This is a genomic window from Streptomyces sp. NPDC050704 (assembly GCF_040654355.1).
Taxonomy (GTDB): Bacteria; Actinomycetota; Actinomycetes; order Streptomycetales; family Streptomycetaceae; genus Streptomyces.
In genome coordinates, this window is the sequence record NZ_JBFAHW010000070.1 from 23,311 (window position 1) to 41,271 (window position 17,961).

Genomic DNA, 17,961 nt, shown 5'->3' on the forward strand with positions numbered 1-17,961 from the left:
TGAGCCATCGCCGAGACCCGAACCCTCGCCCCCAGGTCCCGTTTCCTTATACGGCGCATACCGCGACCGCAGTACGTCCCGGGGGCGCTCACTCCACCCTTGGGCGTACCAGTCCTGACTCGTACGCGATTACCACGAGCTGGGCCCGGTCGCGCGCTCCCAGCTTGGCCATGGCCCGGTTGACGTGCGTCTTCACCGTGAGCGGGCTGACTTCGAGCCGCTCGGCGATCTCGTCGTTGGAGTGCCCGCCCGCGACCTGGACCAGGACCTCGCGTTCCCGGACCGTCAGCGCCTGGAGGCGTTCCGCGCGGGCGGGGTCCCGGTCGTCGTCGCCGTCGCCCTGGGCGAGGAACTTGGCGATCAGTCCCTTGGTGGCCGCCGGTGACAGCAGCGCCTCGCCGCCCGCCGCGACCCGGATGGCGTTGAGCAGCTCGTCGGGCTCGGAGCCCTTCCCGAGGAACCCGGAGGCTCCGGCCCGCAGCGACTGCACCACGTACTCGTCGACCTCGAACGTCGTCAGCATGACCACGCGTACGTGGGTGAGGCCGGGATCGGCGCTGATCAGCCGCGTCGCGGCGAGACCGTCGGTGCCGGGCATACGGATGTCCATCAGGACGACGTCGGCCCGTTCGTCGCGGGCCAGCCGCACCGCCTCCGCACCGTCCGAGGCCTCGCCGACGACCTCCATGTCGGGCTCGGAGTCGACCAGGACGCGGAACGCGCTCCGCAGCAGTGCCTGGTCGTCGGCGAGCAGGACGCGGATGGTCATGCGGGGTCCCCCGGAGATGCGGTGGTCGTGGATGCTGTGGTTGTAGATGCGCGGGTCGTGGCTGTCGCCGACGCCGAGGTGGTGGACGTCGAATTGGTGGACGTCGTGGATGTCGTGGTTCCGGTGCGGCTCTTGACCGGCAGGATCGCATGGACCCGGAAGCCGCCTCCGTATCGGGGTCCTGCGGTGCAGCTGCCGCTGAGCGCGGTGACCCGCTCGCGCATGCCGAGGAGGCCGTGCCCGCCGTTCTCCTCCAGCCGGGCCGCCGCGTCGTCGCCCGGCCCGTTGTCCAGCACGGTGATCTCCACGTTCGGCCCCACGCGTACGACGCTGACCTCGGCCTTCGCCTCCGGACCCGCGTGCTTCTGCACGTTGGTGAGGGCTTCCTGGATGATGCGGTACGCGGCCAGGTCCACGGCGGCGGGCAGGGTGGTGCCCTGGTCGGTGCGGGCCACCTCGACGGGGAGGCCCGCGTTGCGGAAGGTGCCGACGAGTTCGTCGAGGCGGTGCAGTCCCGGGGCCGGCTCGGTGGGCGCCTCCGGGTCGCCGGACTGTCTCAACAGGCCGACCGTGGCGCGGAGTTCGTTGAGCGCGGAGCGGCTGGCCTCGCGGACGTGGGCGAGCGCTTCCTTGGCCTGGTCGGGGCGTTTGTCCATGACGTGCGCGGCGACTCCGGCCTGCACGTTGACGAGGGCGATGTGGTGCGCGACGACGTCGTGCAGGTCGCGGGCGATGCGCAGGCGTTCCTCGGCGACGCGGCGGCGGGCCTCTTCCTCACGGGTGCGTTCCGCCCGGTCGGCGCGCTCGCTTATGGCGTGCACGAAGGCACGGCGGCTGCGGACCGCGTCACCGCCGGCGGCGGCCATGCCGGTCCAGGCGAAGATGCCGAGGTTCTCCTGTGCGTACCAGGGCAGCGGGCCCGCGAGCATGGCGATGCCCGTCAGGACCGTCATGGTGAGCAGGCCGACCCGCCAGGTCGTGGGGCGGTCGGTCGTCGCCGCCACGGTGTAGAGGGCGACCACGGCGGACATCGCCACGGGGGCCCTGGGGTCGCCGGTCAGCAGCTCGACGGCGGACAGGACGCCGGTCACGGCGAGGACCCGCATGGGGTGGCGGCGGCGGAAGACCAGGCCGGTCGCGGCCAGTGCCATCAGGGTGAGGCTGAGGGCGTCCGGGGTGCGGGCGCCCCACATCGGGCCGTGCGGGCCGTTGGGCTCCGCGAACGAGGCGACCACCATGCACGCCAGGACGGCTGCCGCCAGGGCTCCGTCCACCACCAGTGGGTGTGCCCGCATTCGGCACCGGGCGCGCTCTAGTGTGCTCACGTCTGTTTACGGTACGGGGCCCTGGCGGGGGGCGGAACGGGTGCTGGCGGTAATCGGTGCCGGTCGGGTGCGGGTGGGCCTTTTTCGCCCCCGCCGCCCCTACCCGTCCCGTCCCCTGGGGCTCCGCCCCAGACCCCGTGGGGTGTTTCGTCGGGTGCGGGTGGGCTGTGGCTGGTCGCGCAGTTCCCCGCGCCCCTGAGGGGGCGGGGCTACGCCCCTGCCCCCTCAGCCTGGGATCAAGCCGTCGTCGGTCAGCATTTTCCGGACCTCCTCCAGGGTCGCTTCGGGCGACGGGAGGATCAGTTCGGAAGGTTCCAAGGCGTCGTCGGGGAGTGGTGTGCCGAGACGGCGTACCGCGTCGAGGAGTGCCCCCAGCGTGCGCCGGAAGCCCTCCTCGTCGCCGGACTGCATCTCCGCGAGGAGCTCGTCGTCCAGCTCGTTCAGTTCGGTGAAGTGGCTGTCGGCCAGCCTCACCTGTCCCTCCCCCATGATCCGTACGATCATGACGCCCTCCTAGGCGTGGGACTACGGCGCAGGACTACTGCTTGTCGAAGCGCGGAGTGTCCTGCGGCTGCTGCTGGGACTGAGTCTCGTCCTTGCCGCCCTCGATCGCCTGCTGGGAGGAGGAACCGCCGGCCAGCTCGGCCTTCATCCGCTGGAGCTCCAGCTCCACGTCCGTGCCACCGGAGAGCCGGTCCAGCTCGCTCTGGATGTCGTCCTTGGCCAGACCGGACGAGTCGTCGAGGGCGCCGGAGGCGAGCAGCTCGTCGATGGCCCCGGCACGGGCCTGGAGCTGCGCGGTCTTGTCCTCGGCCCGCTGGATGGCCATGCCGACGTCGCCCATCTCCTCGGAGATGCCGGAGAAGGCCTCGCCGATCCGGGTCTGCGCCTGGGCGGCCGTGTACGTCGCCTTGATCGTTTCCTTCTTCGTACGGAAGGCGTCGACCTTGGCCTGGAGCCGCTGCGCCGCGAGCGTCAGCTTCTCCTCCTCGCCCTGGAGGGTCTGGTGCTGCGTCTCCAGGTCGGTCACCTGCTGCTGGAGGGCGGCACGGCGCGACAGCGCCTCACGGGCCAGGTCCTCACGGCCCAGCGCGAGCGCCTTGCGGCCCTGGTCCTCCAGCTTGGACGACTGGTTCTGGAGCTGGTTCAGCTGCAGTTCCAGACGCTTGCGGGAGGTCGCCACATCGGCGACACCCCGGCGCACTTTCTGCAGCAGCTCCAGCTGCTTCTGGTACGAGTAGTCGAGGGTTTCGCGCGGGTCCTCGGCCCGGTCAAGGGCCTTGTTCGCCTTCGCGCGGAAGATCATCCCCATACGCTTCATGACACCGCTCATGGGCTTCGCGCGCCCCCTTCTGACGGACTCCAGCTCCAGCGACTGCAACAGAACCCACAGTACGGGCCCTGCATCCATTACCGCACTGTTCGGGGACGGATGCGCTCATCCCCAAGGACGACTACTGACCACCCCGCTCCGGCGTAAGGAGTAGGTGTCCCCCGGGGTTCGTCCCGGGGTAGTCCCGGAGAACCGCCGGGCCGCCACCCTTTTAAGGCTCCTCTGTCCCACTACAGACGACCGGTGTTGCCGGATCGTTCCCCACTCGGCTGCCGTCCATGCCTCCGCACCCATTACCCTTGGGTTTTGTGTTCCGTAGCCGTGCCAAGGATGAGAAGGCCCCCGCCGACAAGGCGCCGGTGACCGACTCCACTCAGCCCCGTGACCCGCAGGCCCCCAAGGGTCGGCCCACGCCCAAGCGCAGTGAGGCCCAGACCCAGCGCCGCAGCGTGGCCAATACGCCCACGAACCGCAAGGAGGCCGCCAAGCGGCAGCGCGAAGCGCGCCGTGCCCAGATGGACAAGCAGCGCCAGGCGCTGGCCAGTGGGGACGAGCGTTATCTGCCCACCCGGGACAAGGGCCCGGTGCGAAAGCTCGCGCGCGACTTCGTCGACTCGCGGTTCTGCATCGCCGAGTTCTTCCTGCCGCTGGCCGTGGTCATCCTCGTACTGAGCATGGTCCGGATCCCGCAGCTGCAGAACATCGCGCTGCTGCTGTGGCTCTTCGTGATCGTGCTGATCGTGGTCGACTCGATCGGCATCGCGATGCGTCTGAAGAAGCAGATCAACACCCGCTTCCCGGACGAGCCCAAGCGCGGCGCGGTCGCCTACGCGCTGATGCGCAGCCTCCAGATGCGTCGCCTCCGGCTGCCGAAGCCGCAGGTCAAGCGCGGAGAGCGGCCCTGAGCGCGGCGCCTTTCGCGGGAGGCGCGGCGGACTCCTGGCTGACCCGGCTGGGCGGACTGCGTGATGTCGTACGGCAGGAGCTGGTGGCCCGGCAGCTCGACGAGCAGATAGCCGGGCGGTTCCCCGTGGGCCGGCGACTGCGGGTGCTCGACGTGGGCATGGGCCAGGGCACTCAGGCGCTGCGGCTGGCCCGGGCCGGGCATCAGGTGACCGGGGTCGAGCAGGACGCGAAGATGCTTGCCGTGGCCCGGGAGGCGCTCGCCTCGGAGCCGGAGGGCATTCGCGGGCGGGTGCGGCTCGTCGAGAGCGACGGGCGGGACACCGGGGTTCATTTCCTGCCGGGCAGTTTCGACGTGGTGCTGTGCCACGGCGTGCTCATGTACATCGAGGATCCCGACGCGCTGCTCGCCGGGCTGGCGCGGATGCTGGCCCCCGGCGGGCTGCTGTCGCTACTCGTGCGGAACGCCGACGCGCTCGCCATGCGGCCGGGGCTGGCCGGCGACTGGGCGGCGACACCGGCCGCGTTCGACACCACCACGTACACCAATCGGCTGGGCCTGGACGTACGGGCGGACCGGCTCGACGGGCTGACGGCGACGCTCGCGGGCATCGGTGCGCCGCTCTACGCGTGGTACGGGGTGCGGGTCTTCACGGACACGGCCGAGGACGATGCGCCGATTCCGTCGGACGTGGAGGCCCTGCTGGCCGCCGAGGAGCGGGCCGGGCGGACCGATCCCTACCGTCGGGTGGCGGCGCTGCTGCATCTGTGCGGGGTTCGCGGCTAGTCGCGTGCGCGGGCGGGGCCGGGTGGTTGCGGGTGCCGGGTCCAGGTGCTGGGTGGCGAGGGGCCGCGGTCGTTTCTACGGCCGCGGCCCTCACACGTATGGGCTATGAGGTCTACGGGGTTTACGAGGCCTCGGCGTGCAGGCTCATCGGGCCGTAGATCTGTGTGGCGTCCTCGAAGAGGCGGACCTGGTCCGCTCCTCCGTCGGCCAGTTCCTTCCAGTGCTCGCCGAGCCAGGACTCCGCGTCGCCCTGGGTGGTGAACTCCTCGGGCTGGACCGTGGGTTGGACCTCCGTGCCGTCGGCCTTCTCGAACCGCCACGTCCATGCCGCCATGTCGCCTCCCAAAAAGTACCGAGCAAGATCGGGCTACTTGTCCGAAGCCTAGGCGCTCCGCTGGTTGTGCGGTGTTCAAAGGTGCAGGTCGACAAGTGTGGTGTGGTGAGTGGGGGTTGTTGTTTGTCTGCGGGTTCGGTGGGGGCTGGTCGCGCCCACGCGGCGGAGCCGCACAATGTCACAGCCCCGCGCCCCTGGGGTGCGTGCGTGGTGGGGCCGGTGCCGCGACGGGGCGTCCGATCGCCGCTCTGAAGTAGTCAGGACGAGGCACGTTGCCGCGGCGATCGGACGCCCCGACACGACCCCTCGCGCCGGAGAGCCGGCTGCGGGTTGTCTTTGGCTCGCGTCCCTTGGGTGGGCGGGAGTCGGGGGGACGCGGGAAAGTTGGGTTTGTGGAAGTTACTTTGCTTGGTACTGGGGGGCCTGCGGGGCTGCCTCGTCCTGATTGTCCGTGTGCGGTCTGTGCGGTGGCGTTGGGGGTGGATGCTCGGGCGGCTGCCGCGTTGTTGGTGGACGGGACGCTGTTGCTCGATCTGACGCCGGGGGCCGCGTTCGCGGCGGCTCGGGCCGGACACTCGTTGGGCGGTGTGCGGCAGGTGCTGTTGTCGCATCCGCACGACGGGCCCGCGGTCGAGGTGCCCGCGGGGCTGCCGCAGCCCGGGCGGGTGCCGGACGGGCGGGAGCTGGCGCTGCTGACGGGGCATCGGGTGCGGGCGGTGCCGATGGACGCGCCGGGGACGGGTTACGCGGTCACGGGCCCCGACGGGCAGCGGCTGCTGTATCTGCCGCCGGGCGCGGCCCCCGCGGGGCTCGATGAGTCGACCGGGACGTACGACATGGTGGTCGGCGATGTCGTCGGGCGGCCCGACGCGCTGGCCCGGCTGCGGGTGGCGGGGGCCGTCGGGCCCGCCACGGATGTGATCGCGGTGCATCTCGACCACGACGTGCCGCCGGGCGCGGAGTTGCGGCGGCGGCTCGCGGCCGCGGGGGCGCGGGCCGTTCGGGACGGCACGACGCTGGTGGTGGGGGTGTACGAGGACGTGCCCGACGTGCCGCGCCGGACGTTGGTCCTGGGTGGGGCGCGCTCCGGGAAGTCGGTGGAGGCGGAGCGGCGGTTGGAGGCCTTCCCTGACGTGCTGTACGTGGCGACGGGTGGGGCGCGGAACGGGGACGGTGAGTGGGCGGCCCGGGTGCACGCCCATCGTGAGCGGCGGCCCGGTTCGTGGCGGACCGCCGAGACCTGTGATCTCGTGCCTCTGCTGAAGGAGGACGGCGCGCCGCTGCTCATCGACTGTCTGTCCCTGTGGCTCACCGACGCGATGGACTCGGTGAACGCCTGGGACGACGACGAGTGGGGCGGCGGGGGTGAACGCGCCCTGCGGGCCCGTGTCGAGGAGTTGACGGCCGCCGTCCGCGAGACCCGCCGCACGGTGGTCGCCGTCTCCAACGAGGTCGGCTCCGGCATCGTCCCCGCCACCCCGTCCGGCCGCCGCTACCGCGACGAACTGGGCCGCCTGAACGCGGCGTTCGCGACCGAGTGCGAACACGTGCTGCTGGTGGTGGCGGGGCAGGCGCTCAACCTGAAGGGCTAGAAGGGTGAGGGGCCGGTCGCGTTTCTGCGGGCGATGATCCGGTACGCGTTCGAGAAGCGGGTGCGGCGCAGGAGCGGGGCCAGGGCGTGGTCCAGGGCGAAGGCGGAGGCCAGGAGTGGGGTGGTGGCCCGGGTGAGGGCCGTGCGGAGGGTGCGCTGGAGGTCGGTGGGAGGGAGGGGGCGCCAGGGCTCGTCGCCGCCCGGGAGGCGGTTGCCGATCGCGAGGGCCAGGGCTCCCGTCAGGTCGTACGGGATGTGCGGCTCGCGGCGGTCGGTGGAGACGACCGTGCAGCCGAGGTCGTCGAGTTCGTCGAGCAGGTTGCGCAGCGGCATGAGGTGGAGGTGCCGCGGCTGGCAGTACGACACCCACCACTTGCCGAGCAGCGCGCCGAACGCGCAGTCCGGGTCCGGGACTTCGACGAGCAGATAGCCGCCGGGGCGCAGCACGGCGAGCGCGGCGCGCAGTTCCTCGCGCGGGTCGGGACTGTGCTCCAGGTGGTAGAACATGCTGACGACGTCGTAGCGGGCGCGCAGCCGGTCGACCAGGTCGGGCAGCCGGCCGCGGTGCGCCTCCTCGATCCGGCCCGCCGCCCGCGCCTTCTCGACGCGCGGGGTGGGGTCGGCCCCGTCGAAGGCCGTGTACGTGTACAGCTCCTTGGCCGCCGCCGGGAAGTGGCCGTGGCCGGTGCCGACGTCCAGCCAGCTCTCGGGCTCGGGGTACGGGAGCATCGCGCGGGCGGCGGCCTCGTGGCGTCTGCGGCCGGCGCGGGCGCGCAGGATCCGCTCGGCGAAGCCCTCGTGGCCGTCCTGGCCGCCGTCGTGGCTGTCGTGGCTGTCCTGGCCCTCGTGGAAGTCCTGGTGGTAGAAGGCCAGGCCCTCGGCGGTGAGGCGGGGGTTCTGGAAGGCGTGGGCGCAGTCCTCGCACTCGTCGACGACGAAGGTGCCGGGCTTGTGCTGGAGCAGGTCCGGGGTGCGCAGCCGGGTCCGCAGCCGCGGTGAACCGCACCAGGGGCAGTCGGGTCTGCGCGGTTCGTGGAAGCGGTCGGTGCCCTGGGCGAATTCGCTGAGGTACGCGGCGCGGCGCCGGGCGAAGGTCTGTGGGGTGGGAGGTGTGGGGGGCATGGTCTGTCTGCTCCTGCCGGTCCGACGCGGTACGACCTGTACAGGCTGATATGAGCCGTTACCAGCTGATACAAACCGGTATGACAATCCACTGCAAACCGGAACGTATGGGATCGGGATCATGGATGCAATGACGTCGCGGAGTCACTGCGTCACGTGGCGTTACGGGTGAGGCGGGCGGGGAGGAAGAGGCGTGCCGCACGCTGACCGCCCGTCAGGAAGCAGGCCGGATCACTGCCGGTACTCTCGCCGGATGAGCTCGCTTAATCTCGACGACTTCACCGATCTGATCGAGCGCCCCGACGGTGGCGTACGCCGTGACGCCGAGGCGTACCGGGAGCGCCAGGTCGTGCCGCCCGGCTCGCTCGGGCGCCTCGACGAACTCGGTGAGTGGCTGGCGGCGGCGCAGTCCGCCGTGCCGGTGCGGGCGATCGAGCGCCCGCGTGTGGTGCTGTTCGCGGGTGACCACGGGGTCGCCGAACTGGGGGTCTCGGCGCGGCCCGCCGGAAGCGCGGACCAACTGGTGCGGTCCGTCCTCGACGGCGCGAGCCCGGTGTCGGTGCTGGCCCGTCGGCTCGGTGTCCCCGTACGGGTTGTGGACATGGCCCTCGACTGCGATCCGGAGAGCCTGCCCGACGAGGTCGTACGGCATCGGGTGCGGCGCGGTTCCGGACGGATCGACGTGGCGGACGCGCTGACCCTGGAGGAGGCGGAGGCCGCGTTCCTCGCGGGGGTCGCCGTCGCGGACGAGGAGGCGGACTCCGGGACCGACCTCGTCGTACTGGGTGACGTGAGCGTCGGCGGGACGACCGCCGCGGCCGTGCTGATCGCGGCGCTGTGCGGGACCGACGCGTCGGTCGTCACCGGGCGGGGCGGGCGCGCCATCGACGACCTCGCCTGGATGCGGAAGTGCGCGGCCGTACGGGACGCGCTGCGGCGGGCCCGGCCGGTGCTCGGGGATCAGTTGCAGTTGCTGGCGACTGTCGGCGGGGCCGACCTCGCCGCCATCACCGGGTTCCTGCTGCAGAGTGCGGCACGGAAGACGCCAGTAATTCTTGACGGGGTCGTTTCGGCCGCCTGCGCCCTGGTCGGGCAGCGGGTCGCCTTCCGGGCCCCGGACTGGTGGCTGGCCGGCCAGACCAGCGGCGAGCCCGCCCAGGCGAAGGCCTTCGACCGGATGGCACTGGAACCGCTCCTCAACCACGGAGTGACGGTCGGCGAGGGCGCGGGCGCACTACTCGCCCTACCCCTGGTACAGGCCGCGGCAGCACTGGCCGCGGAACTTCCGGAGACCCCGACCCCGGAGGAGGACGCGGGCCCGGAGGAGCACGCGGGCCCGGAGGAGCACGCGGGCCCGGAGGAGCACGCGGGCCCGGAGGAGCACGCGGGCTCAGAGGAGGACGCGGGCCCGGAGGAGCACGTGGGCTCAGAGGAGGACGCGGGCCCGGAGAAGGACGCGGGCTCAGAGAAGAAGGCAAGCTCGGAGGAGCACGCGGATTCGGAGAAGGACCCGGGCCCGGAGAGGGACCCGAGCTCGGAGGACCCTGCGGCCTCGGAGGGACTCGGGGCGAAGAAGCCGGCGGCGGAGTAACCGCGTGCGGCGGGTTCGGCGAGCACCGTCGAACACCGCCGCCCCGCACTTCCCGTCGCGACGGCGCCGAGCTGGGCCGCGCCCCGCAAGGGGCGGCCCAGCAAGGGGCGCGGGGAACTGCGCGCCCAGCCCCCACCCACCCGCACCCGCCACCCCACCGGAACCACCCCTCCCGGAACGCGCCCCCACACAAGCACGCCCCATATGATCCCTTTTCATGGGAACCGCCCGAATCGCCGTAGCCCCGGATCAAAAGCGAACCCCCGCCTCACAGCAATCCGCCGGCTTCGCCGTCTGGTACCTCCGCGTCGTCACGTTCATCAACTTCCTCGCCGCCGCATGGGTCTCACTCGGCCAGGACGTACGCCGACACAACACCGAGAACTACTTCACCCCGTACCTGCTGACGGCAGGATTCGCCTCGGGCGTGTTCACGATGTTCCTGGCGATCACGATGCGCCGCCGCAAACGTGCCGCATGGATTCTCAACCTCGTACTCAGCGGGCTGTTCCTGCTGCTGTTCACCTTCGCGATGATGTTCCCGGAGATCCGCCAGTACCCGCAGAACTGGATCTCGCTGGCGCTCACGGCAGCGTTCGTGGCGGCCCTCGTCGTCGGCCGGCGCGAGTTCTACGCGAAGGGCGACCGCTCGAACCCGAGGCTGGCCGCGGCCGTGGGCGTCGGCGGACTGCTGGTCTGTTCGCTGCTTGCCGCACTACTGGTGACCGTCACGAACAACGCGCACGACGCGGCCCGCTCGACCTTCCCCGACCGCTGGCGCTACGGCGCCCTGCGGCTGGTCTCGGTCGCCGCCGACGACTCCGACTTCCCCGGGATCACCGCTCCCAACTGGGTCGACGTCACGATCAACGTGCTCAGCACCCTGCTGGTCCTCGCCGTCTTCTACGCGGCCTTCCGTTCCCGCCGCGCCGTCGATCCCCTCACCGGGGAGGACGAGGAGCGGCTCCGGGCGCTGCTGGACAGGCACGGCGACCGCGACTCCCTCGGCTACTTCGCGCTGCGCCGCGAGAAGAGCGTGGTGTGGTCGCCGACCGGCAAGGCGGCCGTCACCTACCGCGTGGTCGGCGGGGTCTCGCTGGCGAGCGGGGATCCGATCGGCGATCCCGAGGCGTGGCCCGGCGCCATCGAGCCCTGGCTCGCCGAGGCGCGCGTGCACGGCTGGATCCCGGCGGTGATGGGCGCGAGCGAGGAAGCGGGGACCGTCTTCACCCGGCACGGTCTCGACGCGCTGGAACTCGGGGACGAGGCGATCGTGGAGACCGCCGAGTTCACCCTTGAGGGGCGGGCCATGCGGAGCGTGCGGCAGGCCTACAACCGCGTACAGCGCGCGGGCTACCAGGTCCGTATCCGGCGGCACGAGGACATCCCGGCCGACGAGATGGCGTACCTCCTCGAACGCGCGGACGACTGGCGGGACGGGGCCACCGAGCGGGGCTTCAGCATGGCGCTGGGGCGGCTCGGGGATCCCGCGGACGGGCAGTGCGTGATGCTCGAATGCACGGACGGGAAGGGCGACCTGAGAGCGGTGCTCTCCTTCGTGCCCTGGGGGCCGGGCGGGCTCTCGCTCGACCTCATGCGACGGGACCGGGACGCCGAGAACGGGCTGATGGAGTTCATGGTCATCCAGCTTCTCCAGCGGGCGGCCGAGATCGGGATCACCCAGGTGTCACTCAACTTCGCGATGTTCCGTTCCGTCTTCGAACGTGGTGCACGTCTCGGCGCCGGACCGGTGCTGCGGCTGTGGCGCTCGCTGCTCGGCTTCTTCTCGCGCTGGTGGCAGATCGAGTCGCTGTACCGCGCCAACGCCAAGTACCGGCCCATCTGGGAACCCCGGTTCCTGCTCTTCGAGAAGAGCGGTGACCTGCCGCGCATCGGCCTCGCCGCGGCGCGGGCCGAGGGGTTCCTGGAGGCGCCGGGCCTGCCGAAGTGGCTGCACCGCAAGCACCTGGAGTCGCACAGATGAGTACGCACGGACCGATGGCCGCACACCGATGAGCACGCTCACCCGCCTGGCCCGCGCCGAATGGGGCCCGCTGTACACCGCCGTGCGCGGGACCCTGGCCCGCAAGGGCCGGTGGGCGATCCCCATGACCATCGGTACCGTCTGCCTCACGGCCCTCCTCCAGTTCGTGCAGAACCAGCCCTGGGGTTACCAGTTCGTCCAGAACATCGGCGCCGTCCGGGCCGAGGACCCCCTCTGGCTCGCCCTCCTGCGCACCCCGCTCTCCGTCTTCGTACCGGCCCTGGACCTGCCCGTCTGGGGCGCGCTCGCCCAGCTGCTCCTGGTGTTCGGGATCGCCGAGGCCTGTCTGGGCCGGTGGCGGACGCTCGGGATCGCGTACGTCGCCACGCTGGTCGGCACCCTCTACGCGCGCGTGGGCATCGAACTCGGCCCGCACGGCTTCCTGGGGCTGCCCGCCTCGGACGGGCAGGTCGTGGACACCGGACCGTCGGCGGCCGTGGTCGGGCTCGCCGTCTTCATCGGCTGGCGCTACCGGGCGTACGGCACGGCGGGCGTGGTGGTCGTGGCGATGGTCGTCGAGGTGCTCGTCAAGGAGAACCTCGCGGGCAAGGAGCATCTGGCCGCGATCGCGGCGGTGCTCGTGGTGTGCGGAGTCTCCGCGCTGCGCCGGCGGTATCAGCAGCGCCGACGGCGTCAGCGGCGTCCGGACAGTGAACGCTCGGGCTCAGGGGCCGGATCCGGTTTGCCGCCGACCCAGTCCTGAAATCTTCGCCGGGGCCCCGCCCAGCGGCGGTCGTGGTGGTAGGCGCGCAGCCGGCTCTTCGCCCGGGCGCGCGGGCGGCGGCCGTAGAAGCGCTTGGCCCACGGGGAGGCGGGCCGGGCCAGCCGGAGGGCGCCGACCAGGGCGACGAGCGGGACGATCACCCCGAAGATCGCCATACGCGCCTTGCCCTTGCTCAGGGCCAGCAGCGCGAAGAGGAAGTTCACCCCGACGCTCACGACGACACCGCCGCGGTTCTGCAGCTCCTCCTGGGAGAGGTCGTTGACGCCGAACGGCAGGAAGCCGCCGAGCACCAGACCCACCAGGGCCGCCGTGACCGCCACGACCTCGACGCTCTTGCGGCCCTCCTCGCTCCAGTAGACGTCGTCGAGGTGCAGGATCAGCGCGAACTCGTCGAGCACCAGGCCCGCGCCCATCCCGAACACCACGGCGAAGATTCCCGAGCCGACGCCGTGCCGGTCACTGGCCACCGCACCGAAACCGCCGATCACGGTCAGCACGACACCGGGGACGACGTGGTGGATGTGCAGACCGCCGGCCTCGACGTTGCCGAACGGCCCCTTGCCCGCGCGGATGAGCCGGACGACGATCCGGGTGATCACGAAGGTCAGCACGAAGGAGGCGAGCGCCAGCAGCAGCGGCAGCTTTCCCGGCTCGATGATGTTCCGCGTCCACCAATGACCCATGTGCGCACTTTATCCGCAGTTATCCACAGCCGTCGCGGGCGCTCCTCGGGCCGCCGGGTAACCTGCGCCGGTGTCCAAGACCCCGCCCGAACATCCGCCCGAACCTCCGTCCGGGACCCCGCGCGACGCCTCTGCCGAGACCCCCTGGACCGACGGACTCCGCTTCGCCTTCGGCACGCTCACCGTGCTCCCCGTCGAGGTGACCCGCTGGGACCGCGAGGCCGCACGCACCGGGATGCTGTGCGCGCCCGTCGCCGGGCTGGTCGTGGGGCTTCTCGCCGCCGCGACGGGACTGGTCCTGCTGGTCCTCGGCGCGGGCCCGCTTCTCGCGGCCGTGGCCACCACCGCGGTACCTGCCGTGCTCACGCGCGGCCTCCATCTCGACGGCCTTGCCGACACCGCCGACGGTCTCGGCAGCGGGCAGCCGGCGGAGGGTGCGCTGCGGATCATGAAGCAGTCGGACATCGGGCCGTTCGGGGTGGTCACTCTCCTTTTCGTGCTGCTCGCTCAGGTGGCGGCTCTCTCTCAGGCGTACGGGGAGTCTTGGGGGCGGGGGGCGATGGCCGCCGTGGTGTCGGCCACGGTGGCGCGGCTGGCGCTCACGTTGGCCGCCCGGGTGGGGGTGCCTGCGGCTCGGCCTGAGGGGTTGGGGGCGGCGGTGGCGGGTGTGGTTTCCCTTAGGGGGGCGGTGGTTGTGGCAGGGGTCGTTGCTGGGCTTGCGGCGGGCGTGGGGGCCGTTTTCGGCACGTACGGGCTTGTCTACGGTGTGTTCGGTGTGCTCGTTGCGTGTGGTGCGGCCGAGTTGCTGTTGCGGCATTGCGTGCGGCGGTTTGGTGGGGTTACGGGGGATGTGTTCGGGGGGCTGGCTGAGACTGCGGCTACCGCTGCGTTGGTGGTTTTTGCGTTGTATTGAGACTGCGAGTGCTTTGTGGCTGGTCGCGCAGTTCCCCGCGCCCCTTTAGGGGGCACGCTGCCCGCCCCCTAAAGGGGCGCGGGCAGCGTGCCCCAAGGGTGGTCTCCCACGCCCGGGACCGCGCAGTGGATCGTGGCGCCCCGTGCGTGGGCCAGTTCGGCTACGCGGGCGCCGGGCGGTGCCCCGTGCACCAGGTGGCACAGGCGGGTGCGGTCGGCCGCGAAGGGGGCGGTCGGGCGCAGCCTGCGGTATGTGTCCCAGGTGCCCTCGAAGGTGACGAGGGTGTCGGCCAGGCGGGCGTATGCGGGGTGCGGGGGTGTTCCGTGGTTGAGGGTGAGGGTGGTGCAGCCTGTGGTCCAGGCGGCCGTGGTGAGGCGCTGGTAGTAGCCGAAGTCGCCGAGTCCCGAGGCCGTCTGGTCGAGGAAGGCGCCGTCGGTGCCGTACCAGTCGCGGTACCGGGTCAGGTCGCGGACGACGTCGGGGCGGGGTCTGCGGCCGTAGTCGGTGTCGGCGTACCCGAACACCCGTACGCCCGCTGCCCGTAGCCGCTCGGCGACCTCGGCGAAGGCCGGGTCGGGGTGGTCGCCGGGGCCGCTGGCCGGGTTCAGTACGACTCCGTAGAGGCGGGGCGCGGCCGCGATGATCGCGTCCCATTCGGCGGGGCGGACGGACGGGTGCTCGTAGTACGGGACGAGGAGTTCGCTCATCGGTGGGCCGTCGCCCTTCCCAGTTGGCGGCAGACCAGCGACACCAGGGCCACGGCCGCCGCGCCGTACACGACGAGGCCCACCAGGTGCGGGTCGGCCGTGTCGGCCGGCAGGGCCGCGGTCTGGGCGAGTGCCGCGGCGCAGCAGACGGCGGCGGCGCTCGGGACCGCGCCGAACGACTGGAGCAGCAGGCCGGTCCAGAGGACCACCCCGAGGAGCAGCAGCGCGGCGAGGCGGACCGGGCCGAGGCCGGGGGCGGCCGGCCACAGTGCGGCCGTGGCGAGGCTGAGCAGGAGGAGCGAGACGAGGTAGCCGCCGAGGCACCGGACGAGGGTGACGGCGGTGGTCCGCCAGAAGTCGCGGGGCGTACTGCTGGAGCGCAGTCCGGCGAGGCTTCCGCTGCGGAACCGGTGGAGCAGCCACTCGGCGGGGCCCATGCTCAGGGTGAGCGCCACGGCGGCCGGTGCGGCGACCGCGGCGTTCGAGTCGGCGTCGGTCAGCAGGTCGCCGAGCGCCACGTACATGACGAGGGCGCCGCTGCCGAGGCCGAAGAAGGCGTACGGCAGTGATCCGGCGAGCCGGGGCGCGGCGGGGCGCGGCCGGCTGCCGGCCGGGGTACCGCCGAACGGCAGCAGCGCCGCGAACCCCGCCGCCCAGCTGGTCCGCGTCCCGTCCTTCCCCTTCTTCCCCTCCTTCCTCTCCTTCCCCGACTGCCGTACGGCCGGGGCGACTTCGAGTGCAGCGAGGGCCGCGACGGCGGCCAGGGAGATGATCAGCAGGGCCAGTCTCGCGGTCTCCGGGACCGGTCGGGCGAGGACCAGGACGGAACCGGCCGCCATCGGCAACAGGGCGACGAGCAGGGCCCGTTCACGGCCCATGACCAGCAGTACGGTGGCCGCCGCGAGGTAGCAGGACTGGCCGGCGGCGAAGGCGACCGCGCCGAGGTGGTCGGTGGCGGTGGCCAGCGCGACCAGGGAGCCGAGCAGGGCGCCGGCCGGGGCCCCGAGGAGCAGCGAGCGGCGGGCGGCGGGTTTGTCGCCCAGCCCCAGCCAGGAGTACGCCCGGTGGGCGAGCCCCTGGTTCCAGGCCCAGCCCCACAGGGCGCCGGCCAGCACCGGGACCGTACCGGCGGGGAGGCCGAAGCCGTCCCTCGGGCCTGCCAGCAGGGGTGCGCCGAGCACGTAGCCGAGGCCGGGGAGCGCGAAGACGACGCCTCTCAGCAGGCAGCCAAGCAGGGCGGTACGCCAGGGATCGTGGGCCGGGGCCGACGGTTCGGGGTGGCCGCGCTCGACGCGGTCGTACAGTTCCTCGGCGAGCGAGAAGGAGTCCCGGCAGCCGTACTTCTCACGTATCTGGCCGTCCGACATGCCGTCGGACTCCAGGGCCGCGGCTATCTCGTCGGGGTGGACCGCCGCGGCTATGAACTGCTCAAGGCGCGTGGCGAGTTCGTCCACCGGGTCGGGCGCGGCCCAGCGGGGGCGGCGCTGGCGCGGAATGTGCGGGAGGGTGTCGGGCCGCGTGCCGGGCGGCATCCGGGTCGAGCCGCTCACCAGTCGGTCCCGTCCGTGGCGACGGCCTGGTACCAGGGGTCGCGCAGTTCGACGGTCCAGTCGACGACCGTCTCCAGGGCAGGTTCGTACACCTCGGGCAGGCCCGCCAGCTCGTGGTAGATCGTCCGGAAGGCGTCCACGGAGCGGCGGAGCGTGAAGCGGTCGATGACGCGCTGGCGGGACAACTCCCCCAGTTTCAGCCGCCGTTCGTCATCGCGCAGCAGGGTCAGCGCGGCCGCGGCCATCTTCTCGGGCTCGCGCGGCGGCACGACGAGGCCGGTGTCGCCGACCGCCTCGCGCACGCCGCCCACGTCGGTGGAGACGGTGGTCCGCCCGCACGACATGGCCTCGATGATCGAGAAGGGGAAGCCCTCGGAGATGGAGGAGAGCATCACGAGGTGGCCGGCCCCGTACGCGCGCCACACCTCGCTGATGCGGCCCTCGAAGGTGAGCCCGTCCGTGACGCCCAGTTCGGCGGCGAGCTTCTCCAGCCGGGTCCGGTACGCCTCTCCCCCGGGCGGCACCGGGCCGAACAACCGCAGCCTGGTGTCGGGGAGTTCGGCACGCACCATCGCGTACGCGCGCAGCAGTGTCTCCAGGTCCTTGATGGGGTCGACGCGACCGCACCAGGTGAGCGTGGGCACGTCCGGCTCGGGGCCCGCGTGCGGGAAGGCGTGCGGGTCGACGCCGTTGTAGACGGTACGGATCCTGTCGGGATCGGCGCCGCCGCGCTCCTCCCAGCGGCGGTTGTACTGGTTGCAGGGGGTGATCAGGTCCGCCTCCCGGTAGCCGAGGGTGTTGAGTTCGCGGTAGAAGCCGAGCATCAGGGCCTTCACGGGCCAGCGCTGGGACTCGCCGCGGTAGCCGAGGTAGCGCTCGCGCAGATAGATGCCGTGCTCGGTGAGCAGGAACGGCGTGCCGTCCAACTTCCTCGCGGCCAGGGCCGGCAGGGTGGCAAGACCGCTGCCGGTGGCGTGCGAGACGGCGTCCTCGGGCAGGCGCACGCCCAGCGGGCGCAGCGCGTGCTCCAGCAGGTCGGTCGCCGTCAGCGCGTCGTGCACGGTGGGGCGGGCCGGTGCGGTCGGCAGGTGCGGCATGGTCCAGATCCACATCAGCGCACGCAGCGCGGCCTCGGTGCGCAGGGCCGCCGTCAGCCCTCCGTCGCGGGCGAGCCGGGCCAGTTCGTAGAGCGCCTCGCCGAAGTCGCAGTGCGCCTCGGGGTCGAGGAACGACAGCAGGAACCGCTCGTAGGTGTCGAGGAAACGGCGGCGGGCGCGGGCGCGCGGCGGGCGCCGGGATCCCGGCGCGGTGCCCCACAGTGGCACGGACGTGTGGCGGTAGACGTTGGGCGGCAGCTGCCAGGTCACGGGTTCGCGGCCGCTGCCGGAGAGTGAGACGACGTTGAACGCGACGTCGGGCATGCCCTTCACGAGCTGGTCGCACCAGGTGCTGACCCCTCCGTGGACCAGCGGGTACGTGCCCTCGGTGAGCATGGTGACGTGACTGCCTGTGCCCATCGCTGCGCTGCTCCCCCAGTATGCGGATGTTGTGTCGGGAACTGCGGGCCGGACCCCGACTGCGGGCT

General features: G+C 72.0%; 16 protein-coding genes and 1 pseudogene. 7 read left to right on the forward strand and 10 right to left on the reverse strand.

The features are described 5' to 3' along the window. Positions 1 to 88 precede the first annotated feature (88 nt). The 4 genes from AB0I18_RS33260 to AB0I18_RS33275 all read right to left on the reverse strand — a co-directional run bounded on the left by AB0I18_RS33260 (position 89) and on the right by AB0I18_RS33275 (position 3,427). The gene (locus tag AB0I18_RS33260) at positions 89 to 769 is read right to left on the reverse strand and encodes a response regulator transcription factor (RefSeq protein WP_363109370.1); all 681 of its coding nucleotides are present in this window, start codon (positions 767 to 769) and stop codon (positions 89 to 91) included. Continuing rightward, positions 766 to 2,094 carry a sensor histidine kinase gene (locus tag AB0I18_RS33265; RefSeq protein ID WP_363109371.1) on the reverse strand — a complete coding sequence of 443 codons (1,329 nt, stop codon included), beginning with the start codon at positions 2,092 to 2,094 and terminating at the stop codon, positions 766 to 768. The genes AB0I18_RS33260 and AB0I18_RS33265 overlap by 4 nt, the downstream gene beginning before the upstream one ends. 225 nt (positions 2,095 to 2,319) lie before the next feature. After that, a complete protein-coding gene (locus AB0I18_RS33270) occupies positions 2,320 to 2,598 on the reverse strand; it encodes a hypothetical protein (protein ID WP_363109372.1) in 279 nt (92 codons plus the stop codon). A gap of 34 nt (positions 2,599 to 2,632) precedes the next feature. After that, complete coding sequence (locus tag AB0I18_RS33275; RefSeq protein WP_363109373.1) at positions 2,633 to 3,427, reverse strand: PspA/IM30 family protein; 795 nt, start codon at positions 3,425 to 3,427, stop codon at positions 2,633 to 2,635. A 278-nt stretch (positions 3,428 to 3,705) separates the two neighbouring features. Between AB0I18_RS33275 and AB0I18_RS33280 the strand changes: the two genes are divergently transcribed. Together AB0I18_RS33280 and AB0I18_RS33285 are read left to right on the forward strand one after the other, a co-directional pair. After that, positions 3,706 to 4,332 (forward strand): DUF3043 domain-containing protein, encoded by a 627-nt coding sequence (locus AB0I18_RS33280; RefSeq protein WP_363109374.1) that lies wholly within the window; start codon positions 3,706 to 3,708, stop codon positions 4,330 to 4,332. An 83-nt stretch (positions 4,333 to 4,415) separates the two neighbouring features. Continuing rightward, positions 4,416 to 5,117, forward strand: coding sequence for a methyltransferase domain-containing protein (locus AB0I18_RS33285; RefSeq protein WP_363109375.1), 702 nt, complete (start codon positions 4,416 to 4,418; stop codon positions 5,115 to 5,117). Positions 5,118 to 5,238: 121 nt separating this feature from the next. Here the strand turns inward: AB0I18_RS33285 and AB0I18_RS33290 are convergent, their stop codons facing one another. Further along, positions 5,239 to 5,451 (reverse strand): hypothetical protein, encoded by a 213-nt coding sequence (locus AB0I18_RS33290; RefSeq protein ID WP_363109376.1) that lies wholly within the window; start codon positions 5,449 to 5,451, stop codon positions 5,239 to 5,241. A gap of 392 nt (positions 5,452 to 5,843) precedes the next feature. Here AB0I18_RS33290 and AB0I18_RS33295 point away from each other — a divergent pair, with 392 nt between their 5' ends. Continuing rightward, positions 5,844 to 7,043, forward strand: a complete 1,200-nt coding sequence (locus AB0I18_RS33295) for a bifunctional adenosylcobinamide kinase/adenosylcobinamide-phosphate guanylyltransferase (RefSeq protein ID WP_363109377.1) — start codon at positions 5,844 to 5,846, stop codon at positions 7,041 to 7,043. Here AB0I18_RS33295 and AB0I18_RS33300 read toward each other — a convergent pair. Further along, positions 7,040 to 8,164: a class I SAM-dependent methyltransferase gene (locus AB0I18_RS33300; protein ID WP_363109378.1), complete on the reverse strand. Its 1,125-nt coding sequence runs from the start codon at positions 8,162 to 8,164 to the stop codon at positions 7,040 to 7,042. The genes AB0I18_RS33295 and AB0I18_RS33300 overlap by 4 nt on opposite strands. Before the next feature lie 253 nt (positions 8,165 to 8,417). Here AB0I18_RS33300 and cobT point away from each other — a divergent pair. From cobT to AB0I18_RS33315, 3 genes and pseudogenes are all read left to right on the forward strand, one after another. Continuing rightward, a pseudogene (gene cobT, locus AB0I18_RS33305) lies at positions 8,418 to 9,455 on the forward strand (nicotinate-nucleotide--dimethylbenzimidazole phosphoribosyltransferase); the annotation flags it as partial. A gap of 517 nt (positions 9,456 to 9,972) precedes the next feature. Beyond that, positions 9,973 to 11,739, forward strand: coding sequence for a phosphatidylglycerol lysyltransferase domain-containing protein (locus tag AB0I18_RS33310; protein ID WP_363109379.1), 1,767 nt, complete (start codon positions 9,973 to 9,975; stop codon positions 11,737 to 11,739). Positions 11,740 to 11,767: 28 nt separating this feature from the next. Then, positions 11,768 to 12,502 carry a hypothetical protein gene (locus tag AB0I18_RS33315; protein ID WP_363109380.1) on the forward strand — a complete coding sequence of 245 codons (735 nt, stop codon included), beginning with the start codon at positions 11,768 to 11,770 and terminating at the stop codon, positions 12,500 to 12,502. Here AB0I18_RS33315 and AB0I18_RS33320 read toward each other — a convergent pair. Continuing rightward, positions 12,433 to 13,206 (reverse strand): hypothetical protein, encoded by a 774-nt coding sequence (locus tag AB0I18_RS33320; RefSeq protein WP_363109381.1) that lies wholly within the window; start codon positions 13,204 to 13,206, stop codon positions 12,433 to 12,435. The genes AB0I18_RS33315 and AB0I18_RS33320 overlap by 70 nt on opposite strands. Positions 13,207 to 13,276: 70 nt before the next feature. On the opposite strand from AB0I18_RS33320, the gene AB0I18_RS33325 reads away from it, so the two are divergent. Beyond that, positions 13,277 to 14,119, forward strand: a complete 843-nt coding sequence (locus AB0I18_RS33325; protein WP_363109382.1) for an adenosylcobinamide-GDP ribazoletransferase — start codon at positions 13,277 to 13,279, stop codon at positions 14,117 to 14,119. 68 nt (positions 14,120 to 14,187) lie between these two features. Here AB0I18_RS33325 and AB0I18_RS33330 read toward each other — a convergent pair whose 3' ends face one another. The 3 genes from AB0I18_RS33330 to pelF are packed head-to-tail and all read right to left on the reverse strand — an operon-like array spanning position 14,188 to position 17,893. After that, positions 14,188 to 14,826 carry a spherulation-specific family 4 protein gene (locus AB0I18_RS33330; protein ID WP_363109383.1) on the reverse strand — a complete coding sequence of 213 codons (639 nt, stop codon included), beginning with the start codon at positions 14,824 to 14,826 and terminating at the stop codon, positions 14,188 to 14,190. After that, the gene (locus tag AB0I18_RS33335; protein WP_363109384.1) at positions 14,823 to 16,376 is read right to left on the reverse strand and encodes a hypothetical protein; all 1,554 of its coding nucleotides are present in this window, start codon (positions 16,374 to 16,376) and stop codon (positions 14,823 to 14,825) included. Before AB0I18_RS33335 ends, AB0I18_RS33330 begins: the two co-directional genes overlap by 4 nt. Then, a complete protein-coding gene (pelF, locus tag AB0I18_RS33340) occupies positions 16,373 to 17,893 on the reverse strand; it encodes a GT4 family glycosyltransferase PelF (RefSeq protein WP_363109385.1) in 1,521 nt (506 codons plus the stop codon). Before pelF ends, AB0I18_RS33335 begins: the two co-directional genes overlap by 4 nt. Between the last annotated feature and the right edge of the window lie 68 nt (positions 17,894 to 17,961).

What these genes read in the sequence shown, in the direction of transcription:
- AB0I18_RS33315 (WP_363109380.1), top strand. Translation starts at nt 11,768, where the DNA reads ATGAGCACGCTCACCCGCCTGGCCCGCGCCGAATGGGGCCCGCTGTAC.
- AB0I18_RS33275 (WP_363109373.1), bottom strand. Translation starts at nt 3,427, where the DNA reads ATGAGCGGTGTCATGAAGCGTATGGGGATGATCTTCCGCGCGAAGGCG.
- pelF (WP_363109385.1), bottom strand. Translation starts at nt 17,893, where the DNA reads ATGGGCACAGGCAGTCACGTCACCATGCTCACCGAGGGCACGTACCCG.
- AB0I18_RS33300 (WP_363109378.1), bottom strand. Translation starts at nt 8,164, where the DNA reads ATGCCCCCCACACCTCCCACCCCACAGACCTTCGCCCGGCGCCGCGCC.
- AB0I18_RS33280 (WP_363109374.1), top strand. Translation starts at nt 3,706, where the DNA reads ATGCCTCCGCACCCATTACCCTTGGGTTTTGTGTTCCGTAGCCGTGCC.
- AB0I18_RS33310 (WP_363109379.1), top strand. Translation starts at nt 9,973, where the DNA reads ATGGGAACCGCCCGAATCGCCGTAGCCCCGGATCAAAAGCGAACCCCC.
- AB0I18_RS33260 (WP_363109370.1), bottom strand. Translation starts at nt 769, where the DNA reads ATGACCATCCGCGTCCTGCTCGCCGACGACCAGGCACTGCTGCGGAGC.
- AB0I18_RS33290 (WP_363109376.1), bottom strand. Translation starts at nt 5,451, where the DNA reads ATGGCGGCATGGACGTGGCGGTTCGAGAAGGCCGACGGCACGGAGGTC.
- AB0I18_RS33270 (WP_363109372.1), bottom strand. Translation starts at nt 2,598, where the DNA reads ATGATCGTACGGATCATGGGGGAGGGACAGGTGAGGCTGGCCGACAGC.
- AB0I18_RS33330 (WP_363109383.1), bottom strand. Translation starts at nt 14,826, where the DNA reads ATGAGCGAACTCCTCGTCCCGTACTACGAGCACCCGTCCGTCCGCCCC.
- AB0I18_RS33320 (WP_363109381.1), bottom strand. Translation starts at nt 13,206, where the DNA reads ATGGGTCATTGGTGGACGCGGAACATCATCGAGCCGGGAAAGCTGCCG.